Below are 16,621 nucleotides of genomic sequence, written 5' to 3'. Positions count from 1 at the left end.
TATGGCTTCTCATCGTCTCCAGCCATAGAGATTATACGTTTTTTGTTGTTAAATTATTTATACAAGATTTAGGCTAGGCTGTCAATACAAAAAAACAAAATTTTTTATCAGTTCAGATTTTACTCCTCCTTCTTTTCCTTCCTGTCCATTGTCCCGTCCGTCAGTGTTTTGTCAGCCAGCTTCTTCGTTTTCTTCTTTTCATTTTCTTCTTCGTTCTTCAACTGTTTATCGGACATGGTTTCACTCCCTTTTTGTCGTTAGTATACCCCGAGGATTGGAAGCTGAAACATCCGCCGGTTTTGTTTAAACGGTTGGGCAAAGGGTATGCAGACAAAAAAGCGAATGGAGTTGGAAGGATGGAGAATGACAGAAAACAGGGCAATCATTTAAGCCGGTCGCTGAAAAACCGGCATATTCAGTTTTTGGCATTAGGGGGCGTCATCGGCGTCGGTCTGTTTTACGGCGCTTCGCAGGCAGTGAAAATGGCGGGACCGGGCGTTTTGGCGGCGTATATTGCGGCCGGCCTGGTTGTCGCCATTGTCATGCGGGCGCTCGGGGAAATGACGGTTGAAAAACCGGTGGCCGGATCATTCAGCAAGTATGCGCATGATTTGTTCGGCGAGCGGATGGGCTTTGTTTCAGGCGGCATGTGGTGGTTTTTATGGGTGGCGACTGTGATGTCGGAGCTTGCCGCGATCGGAAAGCTGGTCCAGTTCTGGTTTCCGCATTTTCCGGCCTGGATTCCAGGATTTTTGGCACTCATTTTATTCACAGTTTCTAATTTACTGGCTGTAAAAATTTTTGGCGAGATTGAGTTTGTGTTTGCGATTTTAAAAGTCTTTGCGATTCTCGCCTTTATGGTTTTCGGCGCGCTGATGATTTTTACCGGTTTATTTAATGGTGGAAAAATCGTTGGCTTTTCGAATCTTTGGGCGCACGGCGGGTTTTTCCCGGCCGGGTGGTTCGGCGTTTTCCAGGCGGTTGCGATTGTGATTCAGGGATACGCCGGCATTGAAACGCTCGCCGTGGAAGCAGGCGAATCGGACAACCCGCGCCAGTCGATGCCGAAAGCATTCAGAAGTGTTACATACCGGATTTCCTTTTTCTATATCGGATCCATTTTGATCATGTTGTGCGCGTATCCGTGGACGCAACTTGCGGGGCATGACGGCAGCCCGTATGTTCTTCTTTTCTCGCAAGTCGGCATTCCGGTTGCGGCGGCGCTGATGAACCTGATCATTATTTTCTCCGGGCTCTCATCGTGCAATACCGGCGTTTACGGCGGCAGCCGGCAACTTTACAGTATGGCGAATGAAGGATTGCTCCCGCGTTCCCTCAACAAACTCAACAAACAGCGAATTCCGTACGCCGGCGTGTTTGCAACTGCTGTGGCCATGTCGGTTGGAACCGTCATCACGTATCTTGCGCCGGATACTGTCTATGTTTGGATTACGAGTGCTTCCGCCTTTTCGGCTATTTTTATCTGGGCACTGATCCTCGTGCTGGAGCTTGTGAACCGGGCCGCATCCAAAGACAAAGGCGCAAGTTTTCATTACAAAATGCCGTTCTGGCCGGTTTTGCCGATTGCCGGGCTGGTCATGCTTCTTTTAGCTTTTATTGCGATTGCCATTTCACCGTTAACCCGCATCTCCGTTTTCGCCGGTGTTCTCTGGCTCGTCTTTCTGCTTGTATACTACCAAATCGCAGTCGCCCCGAAAGTGCGCGCGAAGAACACGCCGCTCAGGGAATCGCCTGTGAAAGATTACTAATTTCTGAAGTGGGCTGCTCCGGATCGAACCGGAGCAGTTTTTCGTGTTTCGATATTTGGTCCTGGAAGATTGCGGCTGCTCTGCGTTTTTCTTCCCGCGAAATGCTCGGGTTCTTCGCAATGTTTGCGCGTTTTCCCTCTGCAATCGTTTCTGCTCTGAATATGCTGCCACTGGATGCCAAAAAATTCGTTTTCAGGATGTTCCTGCTTTAGGAAAAACCAGACTTTTCCTGTCACCTGGTGAAATGCCGGCGAAAAATGATCACAACAGAGTCCGTTTTAAAAATGTTCACTTTTTGACATGCCACCATTTTGCAGGAATTCCGAAAAAAATGTCGAAATGCTACAGGAAGAGCATTGCCTATATTGGGAGGGATTGCAATGAATCAGGAAGAATATGAAACAGTTTTATCCGTACACCGTGTGCCTGTCTCATCCTTACGTTCGGAATGCAACCCGGACGAGTTTCCGTTTGAAACGACAGATGAGTTGGAAACGCTGCCGAATGAAATGATCGGGCAACAGCGGGCGGAACAGGCGATGGATTTCGGTTTGTCTGTCGAGCAGTCCGGTTACAATTTATTCGTCGTCGGGCCGTCCGGGACGGGGAGAATGACATATACGCAACACAGTGTCGAAAAGCTCGCATCCGAACAGCCTGTGCCGGATGACTGGTGTTATGTCAACAATTTTGAAAATCCGGACCGGCCGCTTGTCATCAATTTGCCGGCTGGAAGTGGTCTCCGTTTTCAACGCAAGATGGAAACCCTTTTGATTGATATTGAACGGGAACTCCGCGCCACTTTTTCAAATGAAGAAACGGAAAAGAAGAAGCGGAATATCATTGACGCGTCGCAAAGCCAGGTTGAGGCACTTTGGAAAGAAACGGAAACGTTCGCGTCCGGGTTGAATTTTAAATTGGAACGGACCCCGGCCGGCATTCAAACCCTTCCGCTTTTTTTCGGCCGGCCGATGGAAAAAGAAGAATACGAACGGCTTTCCGATGCTAACAAAGAAAAATTGAAAGAACGGGAAAAACAGCTTGAGGAAAAAATCAATGAAACGGTGTACCAGATCCGGAAAATTGAAGAACAGCTCCGGAAAAATCTCGATCGTTTTCATAAAGAGACGGCTGCTTTTACAATTGAAGGCCTGTTCCAGCCGCTAAAAGAAGCTTACCGTGATTTTCCAAAAGTTCTCCGCTATCTTGAAGAATACAACCATGATGTTGTCGAGCATTTTTCGCTGTTTTTAACCGACCAGGAAGAAGGAAATGCCGTCGTTCAGGCGTTAACCGGCAGCAAAGAACAGCAGCTCCAACGCTATGCCGTCAATCTCCTTGTCAGCCATAAAAACGGACAGGGTGCGCCTGTCATCTATGAAACGAACCCGACGTACCAAAACTTATTCGGAAAAATCGAGTACCGCGGCGCGTTCGGCAGCTGGACAACCAATTTTACGCTCGTCAAACCGGGCGCAATCCATCTGGCAAACGGGGGCTATTTGATTTTGCAGGCTGCTGAACTGCTTTCACAGCCGTATGCATGGACCCTTTTAAAACGCGCGCTACAAACGGGGAAAATCCAGATTGAAGACCCGTTTGCCGAAAGGGGCGCTTTCCCGACGAGCGGCCTTAAGCCTGAGCCCGTCCCGCTCAATATCAAAGTGATCATCATCGGGTCTTACTATTTATACGATTTGTTATCAAGGGTGGATGAAGATTTCCATAAGCTGTTTAAAGTGAAAGTCGAGTTTGACACGGTGATGAAGCGGGATGCGGAAAACCGCAGGAAAATGGCTTATTTTATCAAAAGCTATGCGGATCGGAAAAATCTTCTCCCGTTCCACCGGCGTGCTGTTGCGAAAATCATTGACCACAGTGCGCGCCTTGCCGAGGAACAGGAAAAGCTGACAGCGCGTTTCCAGGACCTGACAAAAATCCTCGTCGAATCGGGTTACTGGGCGAAAAAAGAAGGGAGCCCCTTTGTAGACAGCCATCATATCCGCAAAGCGTTGGAAGAGCAGGCAAACCGGACGAACCATATTTCCGAGCAATACCGTGAAATGATCCATAACGGGACGATTATGGTGGATACGGACGGTGAACGGGTGGGCCAAATTAACGGCCTGGCTGTGATGGGGACAAGGGATGCAACATTCGGCATTCCGACAAAAATTACGGCGCAAACGTTTGTCGGGAAAAGCGGCATTATGAACATTGAACGGGAAACCTCTTTAAGCGGACAGATTCATAACAAAGGGCTGCTCATTTTAACCGGATTTTTATCCGGCATGTTTGCAAAAAACAAGCCGATCCCGCTTTCGGCAAGCATCACATTTGAACAGACGTATTCGCTTATTGATGGGGACAGCGCTTCCAGTACCGAATTGTATGTGCTTCTTTCATCGCTTGCCGGAGTACCGATCAAACAGGGCATTGCCGTTACCGGTTCAGTGAACCAGTGGGGCGAGATTCAACCGATCGGCGGTGTAAATGAAAAAATAGAAGGCTTTTTCGCCATTTGCAAAGATCGCGGGCTGACAGGGCGCCAGGGCGTCATTATTCCGCAGCAAAATATTTGCAATTTGATGCTGCATGATGAAGTCGTGGATGCCGTAAAAACCGGCCAATTCCACATATGGGCTGTTCGCCATATTTCGGAAGGGATTGAAATTTTAACCGGCGAAAGCGCGGGAGCAGAACGCACTTCAGGAGACCGCTTCCCGGACGGCACCATTTTTGCAAAAGTGGAAGCCCGTTTTCAAAAAATGTATGAATCTGTAAAAGAAACGAAACAATAATGTAATCTGGCGGGCAAAGAGAGCCCGCCTTTATTATAATTTTTCGGCAAGAACTAGTCTGAAAGTATCATTTCCGTTTTACGCTCTATAATGCTTCCTTCCTTTGCGGTTATAATAATAAAATAGGCAAATGTGAAAAATTTTCATCATCCCGTTTTTAATCGTTTCAAATCCGTATTGCATAAAGGGGGAAGGGGGGCGCTGCTGTGGCAATGCAAAAAAAGATACAGAGCGTGCAGCCCGGCATCTGCATAGTCGTGTAGAAAGGATTTGAGTTTGAAATTGAGCAAAACATCAAGTGAAGATTTAAAAAAAATTCCGTTGAGTGAGAATCAAATCAGAGGAATTCTCCACTCTTTCATGCATTCGTTTGAATCGATTGAAGTGCAGACAAGCAAAGACAGGCACCGGGAATTGACAATCGAGCAAGCAATCGATTTGCTTGTCCGCAATATGAGCAGGGAAAGTATACTCGATTTTATCCAACAGCTTAACATCATCCGCGAGCGCCGTTCGAGTGTGCTGGCTTATGTGAAATACATTTTAACCGCATTAGTCGCACGCCTCGAACAAAGCGGAAAAAGGGATATCAATCGTTATCATTGAATTGAGATGGATGCCTTTTCCCCGTCTCTGGTAACTGCTGTAACGTAACCGTTATCGTGGCAGGGAAGATCCATTTTTTGAATGTGCAAAGGAAGCTTTGAATGGAAAACATTTTTCCATTTCGGTTTATAATAAGGGAACGGTGTATAGGTTTTAAAACGAAGGAACCATTGCTGGATGGAAAGATGCGTTTGGTTCCGGATTCCGCAATCGCAGCAGCGTAGCCGTTATCGGTGGTGGGGGTTTTTTTAAAAGCGTGCGGGATATCCATTGTTGCCATTTCATGGGAAAGATTTTCATTCCGGTTTCCGTTCGTATTGCACGTAACCGTTATCGTGGCAAGGTATGTTTAAAAATACGAAGGAACCATTGCTGAATGGAAAGATGTTTTTGTCTCCGGCTTCAGAATGGGTGGGAAGAAAGGGGCCTTCGAAGCGTTCGGGATGTCAAACGTTCATTGCATAGAAAGAGTGTTCATTCCGGTTTTCGCTTATGCTCGGCGAAACCGCTGTCGCGAAAAATGCATGTTTAAGCGCATGAAAGATCCTTTACTGCACGGAAAGATGCTTTTTGGCTGGATACTATAGGATATGGAGGGGTTAAAGTGCCCTTTGCCGGGTATCATGACTGTACGGAAAGTAGCGCCCCAGATAGAAAGGAGGCATTCGAGGTGAGAAAAACCCCGTTGCTTATGCCTTTACCGGCGGATTTTTTTAAAAAAGATACGTTGGAGCTGGCACGTGCCCTTCTCGGTTGCCTGCTCGTCAAAGAGACGGAAGAAGGAACGGCGGCCGGTTTTATTGTCGAAACGGAAGCATACATGGGTGCATCGGACAGGGCCGCGCACAGTTATGGAAACCGGCGGACGAAAAGAACGGAAATCATGTACCATGGCCCGGGCCACGTGTATACATACCAAATGCATACCCATTGCCTCGTGAATGTCGTCAGTGGCCGGGAAGGCACTCCGGAAGCCATCCTGATCCGCGCCGTGGAACCTTTTATGGGAACGGAGCTAATGTTTGCCCGTCGGAAAGTCAAGGAAGCAAAGCAGCTTACAAACGGTCCGGGGAAATTGGCGAAAGCGCTCGGCATTACAATGGAAGACTACGGGCGCGTATTTTACGAATGCCCGCTCTTTATTGCGGAAGGATACGAACCGGAACAAATCGAAACCGGCCCGCGTATCGGGATCGATAACACCGGTGAAGCCAAACATTATCCGTACCGGTTCTGGATAAAAGAAAACCGTTATGTATCGAGGCGGGCGTAAACGGTAGGGTGGTGCGTGAAGAAAGTGCCGAAGAGAAAAAACACCGGCATGTAGCCGGTGCCGAACGATTTTATGAAAGCGAATTTTTCTCATCCCCTGAGTCCTACGATCATCGCTTATCCAAACGAGCAAATGATCCGTTTTTCTATTTTTTAATGGAGGCCGGCAAAATTGGGATAAGCCGGCCTCTTTCGCCAGTCTACCAGAAAAACCCGTAGCCGTACGGGAAGCCGTATCCGCCGTAAAAAGCCGGTCCGAGCAATGCCGATGTTGCTAGGCCGCCTGCAAACCCTCCAAGGAACGGGCCGAAACCGAATCCCCACGGTCTGAATCCCCATGGCCGGAAACCCCATGGCCGGAATCCCCATGGCCGGAAACCCCACGGCCGCAATCTTACATCTTCCTGGTGAAATGTTTCATAATAAGGAACTCCCTGATAATCTGTATTCAAAGTTTTTTCCTCCTCAACCCCATTATTTTTTGTACGATAAAGCATATGTGAAAAAACCGGTGTCTGTATGGGTATCTGCCTTTTATCCCAAAAATTTGCGCTGCATCCCCCGTGCGGCTCAAGTAAGGCATTCGCCAACGTGAAATTTTAAAGCGGCGGATGTTAAAAACGGCTGGAAATATCCGATACAAATAGTAGACAAAAAAGCGGTTTTGTTCCGCCATGAAACAAGGGGCGGGACACGCCGGAAAATAAGGAGATACTTGCTATGATTGGAGCGACGCAGTGGCAGGCTGCGCATCCGCCTCTTGCAAACAGCACACCGCAGGCACAAAAGGCAACCGAGGCGGATCAGGCCAGGCCAATTGTGACAAAAGAAAACAGGGAACAAAGCCTTCCCGCCAATGAAGAAACGAAAGAAAAAGTGAAAAAAGCGGTGGACCAGCTGAACCATTTCTTGTCCGGATCATCCACCCATTTAAAATTTCAATTTCATGACCAGCTGAAAGAATATTATGTTACGATTGTCGACGACAAGACGGACCAGGTGATTAAAGAAATTCCGCCGAAAAGGATTTTGGATACGTATGCCGATATGCTGCACCATGTCGGGATTCTGGCCGATGAAAAGGTATAAGGAGGGAATTGAATGACATCCATACAAAGAATCACAGGGCTTGCGAGCGGCATGGACATCGATTCCATTGTCGAAAAAATGATGACCGCGGCAAAACAGCCTTTGGTCAAACTGCAGCAGCAAAAGCAAATTTTGGAGTGGCAGGAAGAAGACTACCGGACGCTGAACCAAAAATATTTTGACTTCCGCTCCACGCTGTCCAACATGAAATTGACAACCAAGTACAGGGTGCGTACGACAACCTCGTCAAACGAAAATAATGTGACGGCCACTGCGGCAAATAATGCTGCACTCGGATCTGCAACCATCCAAAGCGTTACGCAACTGGCAACGGCTGCGACAAAAATCAGCGGATCAGGATCTGAAACGGCAACAACGATTTCCAAATCCGGTGCCAAAATCAAAGCGGACGCAAGCCTTTACAGCCAGACCGGGAACTTTTTAAACGGCATTACTTGGAACAACGGGGTCGTGGTCTCCCAGTCTTTTTCAGGAGACGGGGATGCGACGGCATCGGTCAAACTGTCCAATCCGCCTGTTTCAACCACGACGGACGGTATTACCTATTATGCTATGAATGTGAAGGTCAATGGCAAAACCTATCAGGTTGTAAATGATAAAAGCAATATTCCTGACAATGAAAAAGGCAATTATGCCGTTTATAACGCGGAAAGCGGCGTGTTGACATTTGACAGCGCGGTATCTTCGGGATCCAGCATCAATGTGGAGTATGTAGCGGGGGCGGTGACAGAAACAAAAACATTGGCCCAGGGTACGGCAACGATGCAGCTGGGGCATGGCTTGATCGCAACGGATGCGGGCGGAGATCAGGCGTTCAGCTTAAAAATCAACAATACAAACTATGTGCTCGAAAACGACAAACTGTACGCAGAATCCGATACAGGAAAAAGCAGTCCGATCGGTACGCTGGATGCTTCAACCGGTCTGATTACGTTTACGGATTCAGCTGTATTAAGCGGAGAAAGCAACACAATTTCCGTCACTTATTCATCAAAATATGCCACCATGTCGCTCGGAAGTTATAATGAAGACGGAAGTATAAATAAAGCGACTTTTTATATTGATGGCACGGATTCTTTAAATACTGTCATGGCAGATGTAAACAACCATTCGACACTTGGGATCGGCATGTACTATGACGCAAATGCGGACAGGGTTTCGCTCACGAGAAAATCGACTGGAGACCTTAACAAAGACGGTGATGAAATCATCATTGGCGGGTCTGGCAATGATTTCTTAAATCAAACATTGCAGTTTAATGGCAGCAAAGAATCCGGCGGTGAGAATGCAAAATTTACGATGAACGGCCTGGAAACAGAACGTACGTCCAACACGTTCGCCATCAACGGCGTAACGTACACCCTTAAAAGCAAATTTGATACACCCGTCACGGTTACGGTCTCTAACGATACGGACACCATTTTCAAAAACATTAAAGATTTTGTGGACCAGTATAACAGCCTGATTGATGCCGTGCAGTCGAAGCTGAATGAAGACCGCTACCCGGATTATGCGCCGCTTACGGACGACCAACGCAAGGAATTGACGGACACGCAGCAGGACCAATGGGATAAAAAAGCGAGAAGCGGCCTTTTAAGGAATGATATGACGCTGAAAAGTTCCCTGTCGAACATGCGGTCATTGATTTATTCAAAAGTAAATAACGCCAATATTTCATCCGAATACAGCCAATTATCAAGCATCGGCATCACGACAACTTCCGACTGGCTGGAAGGCGGCAAGCTGGAAATTGATGAAGACAAGCTGAAGGCTGCGATCCAAAACGATCCGGATTCGGTTGAACTCCTGTTTCGCGCGTCCGGTAGCACAACATCGGAAAAAGGCATTGTCCAAAGGCTGTACGACAGCGTCAATCAAACGTATAACACGATCGTTGACAAAGCCGGAAAGTCCACTTATGTGAACACCCAGTTCACGATTGGGAAAAACATCAACGATTTGACGGATAAAATTAGTGACATGAATGACAAACTGGACAAGCTTGAAGACCGTTATTATGCGCAGTTTACAGCGATGGAGCAAGCGATCCAAAAATATAACAGCCAATATACTTATTTATCCAGCTTTTTCAGTCAGTAATAGTTAAAGGAGGGGCCGCAAATGGCAACACGTAATCCATACCAGGCGTATCAGAACAACTCGATTGCAACCGCATCGCCGGGCGAGCTGACATTGATGCTGTACAATGGCTGCCTGAAGTTTATCCATTTGGCGAAAAAAGCCATTGAAAACAAAAATTTTGAAGAAAAAAATAAAAACATCCAAAAAGCGCAAAACATCATCCGTGAATTGATGATGACGCTCGATACGGGCAAATTTGAAGATGCAGAAAAGATGCTTTCCCTTTACGATTTTATCCTGCGCGAACTGATCCAGGCCAATGTGAAAAATGATATGTCAAAACTCGATACAGCGGAAGAGTTGGTAACGGGTTTCCGCGACACCTGGAAGCAGGTCATCCAGGCGAACCGCCGGCAAACATACGGGCAAGGCGGCAAAGTATGATGGGCGATCTAGCCGCCTGCCTGGAGCTAACGGAAGCGCTGCTTTCGGAATTTCATAAAGAGCAGCCGAGGGATACCTTGATCCAAAACGTCCACCGGCTCCTTGACCGACGCGGCGCGCTGCTTGCTGCCATGAAACCGCCTTTTTCCGCTGAAGCGCAATTGCTTGGAAGAAAAATCATGGATCTTGACAAACAATTGAAGCCCCTGATGCAGGAAACGCTGTCCGGCATCCGGAGCGACATCCAACAAGCTGCGAAAAAGAAAACGTCCATGAAGCAGTATATTAATCCGTACCAGTCCCTGCAGTTAAATGATGGAAGGTTTTATGACCGGAAAAGATAGGAGTTCTGATCAATGCAGAACTTCTTTTTTTTCAGGGAAAGCCGTGTAAACTGCTTTTTACAGCACCATCGGAGGGGGATGACAAATATTTCTAAGAAAAATTCGCCAAAAAAGAAGGAATTTAGACAGGCAATGTGTAAATATATAAGTGTAAGATTATTAGAGAAGGCAGCGCTTTCACTGTTCAAAGTGAAAGTACGAGCATACCGCGGTATGCAAGGGGCTGCCAGTTATGAGGAGGGGTCCACATGATGAACTACAACATTCGTGGCGAAAACATTGAGGTAACTCCGGCGATTCGGGATTATATTGAGAAAAAAGTGAACAAGTTGGATCGGTATTTCGTAGAAACGCCAGACACTTCCGTCAATGTAAAACTTAAAGTCAATCCGGATAAAACTTCCAAAGTGGAAATTACGATTCCGATGCCGCAGGTTGTATTGCGTGCGGAAGAAACCAATGAGGATATGTATGCGGCAATTGACCTGATTGCTGACAAATTGGAGCGGCAAATCCGCAAACATAAAACAAAAGTAAACCGGAAACTGCGCGAAAAAGGAAGCACGAGGGAACTGTTCACTACTCAGGACACCGGACTTAAAGAAAAACAAGCCAGGAAAGAAGAAGACTCAGAACTGCAAATTGTGCGGACCAAACATTTTAACTTAAAACCGATGGACAGTGAAGAAGCAGTGCTGCAAATGAACCTTCTGGGCCATAACTTCTTCATTTACACCGATGCGGAAACAAATCATACGAACATCGTATATCGCCGCAAAGACGGCAAATACGGGCTGATTGAAACAAAATAAGGAACGGACGAAACAAGCACCCGCGGTGAATCCGCGGGTGCTTTTGCAGCGTGGGCCCATCCGGTGAATGCAAAACGGGCCCGGTAAAGCCGGGGGCGGTTTTTAAGCAAACAACGCAAGCCGAAAAGGAACGCGGCACCGGCAGATTGATGAAAACAGCCGGCGCATATGTTCAGGGATAGAAGACCTAATTAGACAATTTGACTTGCCTTGGCAGTTGTTTTGTCTAATTGAAAAACTTAATTGGACATTACAGACTGCCCCGTGGCTCTTTTGTCTAATTAGAGCTTCTAACGGGACAAAATCCCTGGCAGACAAGGATCTTTTGTCTAATTAGGGGCTCCAATTGGACAATTCGCCCTGCCTCGCTAGCGGTTTTGTCTAATTGGAAAACCTAATTGGGCATTTCAATTTGCCCCGTCTGCTTTTTTGTCTAATTAGACGCCATGCCGCAATGAACGCAGCGTCGGCAGAAGGATGAAAATCAGCCGGCGCATAGGTTTAGGGATAAAGAAAATGGCAAGGTAGGCAGGAGAAAAGCCCGGATGACAGACTGAAAACCGGAGCGGACGAGCAGCCGGCAAGGCCTACACTTGCGAACAGGAAAAAAGAGTGCATTTTATACGAGGGGGGAAAATGATGAACCTGGATTACTTGTATCATCCTTATGTATCCACCAGAAATACCATTTTTGCCAAAAAAGGAATGGTTGCCACTTCACAGCCGTTAGCTGCCCAGGCCGGCCTTGAAGCTTTACAAAAAGGCGGCAATGCGATTGATGCCGCTATTGCCGCAGCCGCCGCCTTAACGGTCGTGGAACCGGCTTCGAACGGCATCGGTTCAGATGCATTCGCCATGGTTTGGACGGGCGGGAAGCTGCATGGTTTAAATGCAAGCGGACCTGCCCCGCAGTCGATTTCCATTGAGGCCGTGAAAAAACAGGGGTATGAAAAAATGCCGGCTTATGGTGTGGTCCCGATTACGGTGCCGGGCGCGCCGGCAGCATGGGCGGCTCTATCGGAAAAATTCGGTCGGCTCCCTCTGACAGACGTTCTGCAACCGGCAATCCGGTATGCGGAAGAAGGGTACCCGCTGTCTCCGGTTTTGGGAAAATACTGGGAAAGGGCATTCCGCCGTTTTCAAACGATTTTTAAAGAAGAAATGTTCCGGCCATGGTTTGACACGTTTGCGCCGGACGGCACGGTGCCTGCAATAGGAGAAGTGTGGAAATCGCCCGGGCATGCCGCGGCATTGAAGGAAATTGCGGAAACGAAAGCAGAAAGTTTTTACAGGGGGCCGCTTGCAGAAAAAATCAGTGCCTTCATCCGGAAATGGGGCGGTTTTTTAAGCAGGGAAGATTTGGAAGCCTATCATCCCGAATGGGTGGAGCCGATTTCCACCAGCTACCGCGGCTATGAGGTGTGGGAAATGCCGCCGAACGGCCAGGGGCTTGTTGCGTTGATGGCGCTCAATATTGCGCGCGGATTTGAATTCCGTGAAAAAGACTGCGTGGATACCTATCATAAACAAATTGAGGCAATGAAACTCGCTTTTACGGACGGTAAAGCGTTCATTACAGATGCCGGGGAAATGAAGGCGGACATTGCACATTTGCTTTCGGAAGGCTATGCTGCAAACCGGCGCAGGTTGATCGGGGATCTGGCGCTGGATCCGGAACCGTATGAACTGCCAAAGAGCGGCACTGTCTATTTGGCGGCGGCGGACGGGGAAGGAAATATGGTTTCTTATATTCAAAGCAATTATATGGGATTCGGCTCCGGTATTGTCGTTCCGGGCACAGGCATTGCCTTGCAAAATCGGGGGCATGATTTTTCTTTGGATGAAACGCATGTGAATGCATTGAAAGCCGGCAAAAAGACGTATCATACGATTATTCCCGGCTTTTTAACAAAAGATGGGGAAGCCATCGGACCGTTTGGCGTAATGGGCGGCTATATGCAGCCGCAGGGCCACTTCCAAGTGATCATGAACACGATTGATTTTCATCTTCATCCGCAGCAGGCGCTGGATGCCCCGAGATGGCAATGGACGGAGGGGAAAAAAGTGCTGGTAGAATCCCATTTTCCGAATCACCTTGTGCAAGGGCTGATCCGAAAAGGGCATGATGTTCAAGTGGCTGCGGATACGGGCGGTTTCGGCCGCGGCCAGATCATCTGGCGGAATCCGGACACGGGCGTACTGATGGGCGGCACGGAATCGCGTGCGGACGGCATGGTTGCGGCCTGGTAAAACGCTTTTCTAATTTTAAATGAGTGCGCGCGCCGCTTCATTTTTTATTCAGCACAGTGGCCTGAACATTCCAAACCGGAAAAGCCGGAATCGGTTGTCCGACCATGTAAAAGGAATCTAACCATTTGCATCAAGTCCGGGCACGATGTCTTTTTACAGCAGGCAACAGAGCAGCCATATTTTGTTCATTTTATATAATCTTAAGCACCGGCAGCATCCTCAATCCGGTCTCTTCCGCCCGGGCCTGCTGCCCACCCCGGGTTCTTTTGTTGTATGCGCTCCGTTTCAGTGTTAAAATACAATAAGGTATATTTCAGGAAACAAAATACACGCACCCGGCCGCATCCGGGGCTGTATCATCGGAACTTTCCTCAAAAAGCATGGAAACCCTGGTTTGACACGGCCGGGAAAACCCGGCGAAAAAAGAGACGCAGAAAAGAAACTGTGCTATAATTAAAATTTAAAAGTCATGGCAATTACAACGATAGGGCCGAAAAGTCCTGTTTTGATACTGAAATAAAGGAGCGTTTTGAATGGTGGCTTTTTTGGACAAAGTTTTTGATGCCAACAAACGTGAACTGAAACATCTTGAGAAGATCGCAAACCAGATTGAGGAATTGGCGTCGGATATGGAAAAGCTGTCGGATGAGCAGCTGCGCGACAAGACGGAAGAGTTTAAGCAGCGTTACCAAAACGGCGAGAGCCTTGATGACCTGCTTGTGGAAGCTTTTGCGGTTGTCCGGGAAGGCGCCAGACGTGTGCTCGGGCTTTATCCTTATCATGTCCAGCTGATGGGCGGTATTACGCTCCATGAAGGAAATATTGCCGAAATGAAAACCGGTGAAGGAAAAACGCTGACCGCGACGATGCCGGTTTATTTGAACGCCCTGTCCGGAAAAGGCGTCCATGTCGTCACAGTGAACGAATACTTGGCGAAGCGGGATGCCGAGGAAATGGGCAAGCTGTACCAATTTCTTGGGCTTACTGTCGGCCTGAATTTAACCAATATGTCGAACGAAGAAAAACAGGCCGCATATGCAGCAGATATCACATACGGGACGAACAATGAATTCGGCTTCGATTATTTGCGCGACAATATGGTGCTCTACCAAGAACAAAAAGTGCAGCGGCCGCTTTATTTTGCGGTCATCGATGAAGTCGACTCGATTTTAATCGATGAAGCGCGGACGCCGCTTATTATTTCCGGACAAGCCGAAAAATCGACGGCACTGTATACACAAGCGAACGCATTTGTGCGTACATTGGAAAAAGAAAAAGATTACACTTATGACGTGAAAACGAAGAGCGTGCTGCTGACGGAAGATGGCATCACGAAAGCCGAAAAATATTTTCATATCGACAACCTGTACGATATCCGCAATGTGACAATCAACCACCATATTAACCAGGCGCTGAAAGCCAATGTTGCGATGCACCGGGATGTCGACTATGTTGTGCAGGACGGGGAAATCATCATCGTCGACCAGTTCACCGGCCGCCTGATGAAAGGCCGCCGTTTCAGTGAAGGGCTCCATCAGGCGATTGAAGCAAAAGAGGGCGTGGAGATCCAGAACGAAAGCATGACGATGGCCACGATCACATTCCAGAACTATTTCCGGATGTATGCGAAGCTGGCCGGGATGACCGGTACAGCGAAAACGGAAGAAGAAGAATTCCGCAACATTTATAACATGCGTGTTGTCGTGATCCCGACAAACCGCCCGATCATCCGCGATGACCGGCCGGATTTGATTTACAAAACGATGGAAGGCAAGTTCAGAGCCGTTGTTGAGGATATAAAGCAGCGGCACGACCTTGGCCAGCCGATACTTGTCGGGACGGTTGCGATCGAAACGTCTGAATTGATTTCCCGAATGCTGAAAAAGAAAGGCGTCCCGCATAACGTGTTGAACGCGAAAAACCATGCGCGTGAAGCGGAGATCATCAAACAGGCCGGGCAAAAAGGCGCGGTCACGATCGCGACGAACATGGCCGGGCGCGGTACCGATATCAAGCTTGGCGACGGTGTCGTGGAACTGGGCGGCCTTGCCGTTATCGGAACTGAACGCCATGAATCAAGGCGGATCGACAACCAGTTGCGTGGGCGTTCCGGACGCCAAGGAGATCCCGGGATCACACAGTTTTATCTGTCAATGGAAGATGAACTGATGCGTCGTTTCGGATCGGATAATATGAAGAGCATGATGGAACGGCTCGGCATGGATGATACGCAGCCGATCCAGAGCAAAATGGTGTCGCGCGCCGTTGAATCTGCACAAAAACGGGTGGAAGGCAATAACTTCGATGCCCGGAAACAACTGCTCCAATATGATGATGTCCTCCGGCAACAGCGTGAGATCATCTATAAGCAGCGCGATGAAGTACTGACGGCGGATAATTTGCGTGAAATCGTTGAAAAAATGATCCGCTCGGTCGTAGAACGCGTTGTCAACGCTAATGCACCGCTTCATGAAGATGAGGAAGAATGGAACTTGCAGGGCATTGTCGATTATGTCTTGACCAATCTGCTTCGTGAAGGCGACATCTCGCGGGAAGACTTGCTCGGAAAAGAACCGGACGAAATGGTTGACTTGATCATGGCAAAAGTGAAGATGCGCTATGATGAAAAAGAAGAAGCATTCGGGCCGGAACAGATGCGCGAATTTGAAAAAGTCATTTTGCTGCGCTCTGTTGACTCAAAATGGATCGACCATATTGATGCGATGGACCATCTCCGCGAAGGGATCCACTTGCGCGCGTACGGCCAGATCGACCCGCTGCGCGATTACCAGTCGGAAGGCTTTGCCATGTTTGAAAATATGGTTGCATCCATCGAGGAAGATACGGCAAAATATATTATGAAAGCAGAAATCCAAACCAATCTGGAGCGCCAGGAAGTGGCAAAGGGCCAGGCTGTCGTGCCGGGCGGGGAAGAAACAATTGTGAAGAAAAAACCGATCCGCAAAAAAGTGCGCATCGGCCGGAATGACCCTTGCCCGTGCGGTAGCGGCAAAAAGTATAAAAACTGCCACGGCCGGCTTGAGGCTTAAAATCAGGCAGGCATACGTAAAAAAGGAGGGGCAAAACGCCGCCCTTCTTTTTTGCGGAAAACAGCAGAAAAATTTAATGAG

The 16,621-nt window shown here is 48.1% G+C and carries 12 protein-coding genes; 11 read left to right on the top strand and 1 reads right to left on the bottom strand.

Annotated features, from left to right (window positions below):
* Positions 1 to 356 precede the first annotated feature (356 nt).
* The 4 genes from ABR335_RS13375 to ABR335_RS13360 all read left to right on the top strand — a co-directional run bounded on the left by ABR335_RS13375 (position 357) and on the right by ABR335_RS13360 (position 6,449).
* On the top strand, positions 357 to 1,769 hold the full coding sequence (locus tag ABR335_RS13375; RefSeq protein ID WP_350346244.1) for an amino acid permease: 1,413 nt from the start codon (positions 357 to 359) through the stop codon (positions 1,767 to 1,769).
* A 380-nt stretch (positions 1,770 to 2,149) separates the two neighbouring features.
* Positions 2,150 to 4,570 carry a Lon protease family protein gene (locus ABR335_RS13370; protein WP_035182240.1) on the top strand — a complete coding sequence of 807 codons (2,421 nt, stop codon included), beginning with the start codon at positions 2,150 to 2,152 and terminating at the stop codon, positions 4,568 to 4,570.
* A 282-nt stretch (positions 4,571 to 4,852) separates the two neighbouring features.
* A complete protein-coding gene (locus ABR335_RS13365; RefSeq protein ID WP_225620970.1) occupies positions 4,853 to 5,176 on the top strand; it encodes a hypothetical protein in 324 nt (107 codons plus the stop codon).
* Positions 5,177 to 5,867: 691 nt separating this feature from the next.
* A complete protein-coding gene (locus ABR335_RS13360; protein WP_071452401.1) occupies positions 5,868 to 6,449 on the top strand; it encodes a DNA-3-methyladenine glycosylase in 582 nt (193 codons plus the stop codon).
* Between the two features lie 199 nt (positions 6,450 to 6,648).
* On the opposite strand, the gene ABR335_RS13355 is transcribed toward ABR335_RS13360, so the two are convergent.
* The gene (locus tag ABR335_RS13355; RefSeq protein WP_017551656.1) at positions 6,649 to 6,900 is read right to left on the bottom strand and encodes a hypothetical protein; all 252 of its coding nucleotides are present in this window, start codon (positions 6,898 to 6,900) and stop codon (positions 6,649 to 6,651) included.
* 268 nt (positions 6,901 to 7,168) lie between these two features.
* Here ABR335_RS13355 and flaG point away from each other — a divergent pair, with 268 nt between their 5' ends.
* The 7 genes from flaG (at position 7,169) to secA (ending at position 16,540) form a co-directional block, all read left to right on the top strand.
* On the top strand, positions 7,169 to 7,537 hold the full coding sequence (flaG, locus tag ABR335_RS13350) for a flagellar protein FlaG (protein WP_017551657.1): 369 nt from the start codon (positions 7,169 to 7,171) through the stop codon (positions 7,535 to 7,537).
* A 12-nt stretch (positions 7,538 to 7,549) separates the two neighbouring features.
* Complete coding sequence (gene fliD, locus ABR335_RS13345) at positions 7,550 to 9,658, top strand: flagellar filament capping protein FliD (RefSeq protein ID WP_061577062.1); 2,109 nt, start codon at positions 7,550 to 7,552, stop codon at positions 9,656 to 9,658.
* Between the two features lie 21 nt (positions 9,659 to 9,679).
* Positions 9,680 to 10,084, top strand: coding sequence for a flagellar export chaperone FliS (gene fliS / locus ABR335_RS13340; RefSeq protein ID WP_014095877.1), 405 nt, complete (start codon positions 9,680 to 9,682; stop codon positions 10,082 to 10,084).
* Positions 10,081 to 10,428, top strand: coding sequence for a flagellar protein FliT (locus ABR335_RS13335; RefSeq protein ID WP_026104639.1), 348 nt, complete (start codon positions 10,081 to 10,083; stop codon positions 10,426 to 10,428). The genes fliS and ABR335_RS13335 overlap by 4 nt, the downstream gene beginning before the upstream one ends.
* Before the next feature lie 248 nt (positions 10,429 to 10,676).
* Positions 10,677 to 11,240: a ribosome hibernation-promoting factor, HPF/YfiA family gene (gene hpf / locus ABR335_RS13330; RefSeq protein ID WP_017551661.1), complete on the top strand. Its 564-nt coding sequence runs from the start codon at positions 10,677 to 10,679 to the stop codon at positions 11,238 to 11,240.
* 639 nt (positions 11,241 to 11,879) lie between these two features.
* Positions 11,880 to 13,490, top strand: a complete 1,611-nt coding sequence (locus ABR335_RS13325) for a gamma-glutamyltransferase family protein (protein WP_026684156.1) — start codon at positions 11,880 to 11,882, stop codon at positions 13,488 to 13,490.
* 533 nt (positions 13,491 to 14,023) lie between these two features.
* Complete coding sequence (gene secA, locus ABR335_RS13320; RefSeq protein WP_350346243.1) at positions 14,024 to 16,540, top strand: preprotein translocase subunit SecA; 2,517 nt, start codon at positions 14,024 to 14,026, stop codon at positions 16,538 to 16,540.
* Positions 16,541 to 16,621 lie beyond the last annotated feature (81 nt).

Origin of the sequence: Heyndrickxia faecalis (assembly GCF_040267745.1) — a bacterium.
GTDB lineage: Bacteria > Bacillota > Bacilli > Bacillales > Bacillaceae_C > Weizmannia > Weizmannia faecalis.
This window is presented reverse-complemented; position numbering and strand designations above follow the sequence as displayed.

Coding starts and splice junctions, on each gene's coding strand:
- ABR335_RS13325 (WP_026684156.1), top strand. CDS start 11,880: ATGAACCTGGATTACTTGTATCATCCTTATGTATCCACCAGAAATACC.
- fliS (WP_014095877.1), top strand. CDS start 9,680: ATGGCAACACGTAATCCATACCAGGCGTATCAGAACAACTCGATTGCA.
- ABR335_RS13360 (WP_071452401.1), top strand. CDS start 5,868: ATGCCTTTACCGGCGGATTTTTTTAAAAAAGATACGTTGGAGCTGGCA.
- ABR335_RS13375 (WP_350346244.1), top strand. CDS start 357: ATGGAGAATGACAGAAAACAGGGCAATCATTTAAGCCGGTCGCTGAAA.
- flaG (WP_017551657.1), top strand. CDS start 7,169: ATGATTGGAGCGACGCAGTGGCAGGCTGCGCATCCGCCTCTTGCAAAC.
- secA (WP_350346243.1), top strand. CDS start 14,024: ATGGTGGCTTTTTTGGACAAAGTTTTTGATGCCAACAAACGTGAACTG.
- ABR335_RS13335 (WP_026104639.1), top strand. CDS start 10,081: ATGATGGGCGATCTAGCCGCCTGCCTGGAGCTAACGGAAGCGCTGCTT.
- fliD (WP_061577062.1), top strand. CDS start 7,550: ATGACATCCATACAAAGAATCACAGGGCTTGCGAGCGGCATGGACATC.
- hpf (WP_017551661.1), top strand. CDS start 10,677: ATGATGAACTACAACATTCGTGGCGAAAACATTGAGGTAACTCCGGCG.
- ABR335_RS13370 (WP_035182240.1), top strand. CDS start 2,150: ATGAATCAGGAAGAATATGAAACAGTTTTATCCGTACACCGTGTGCCT.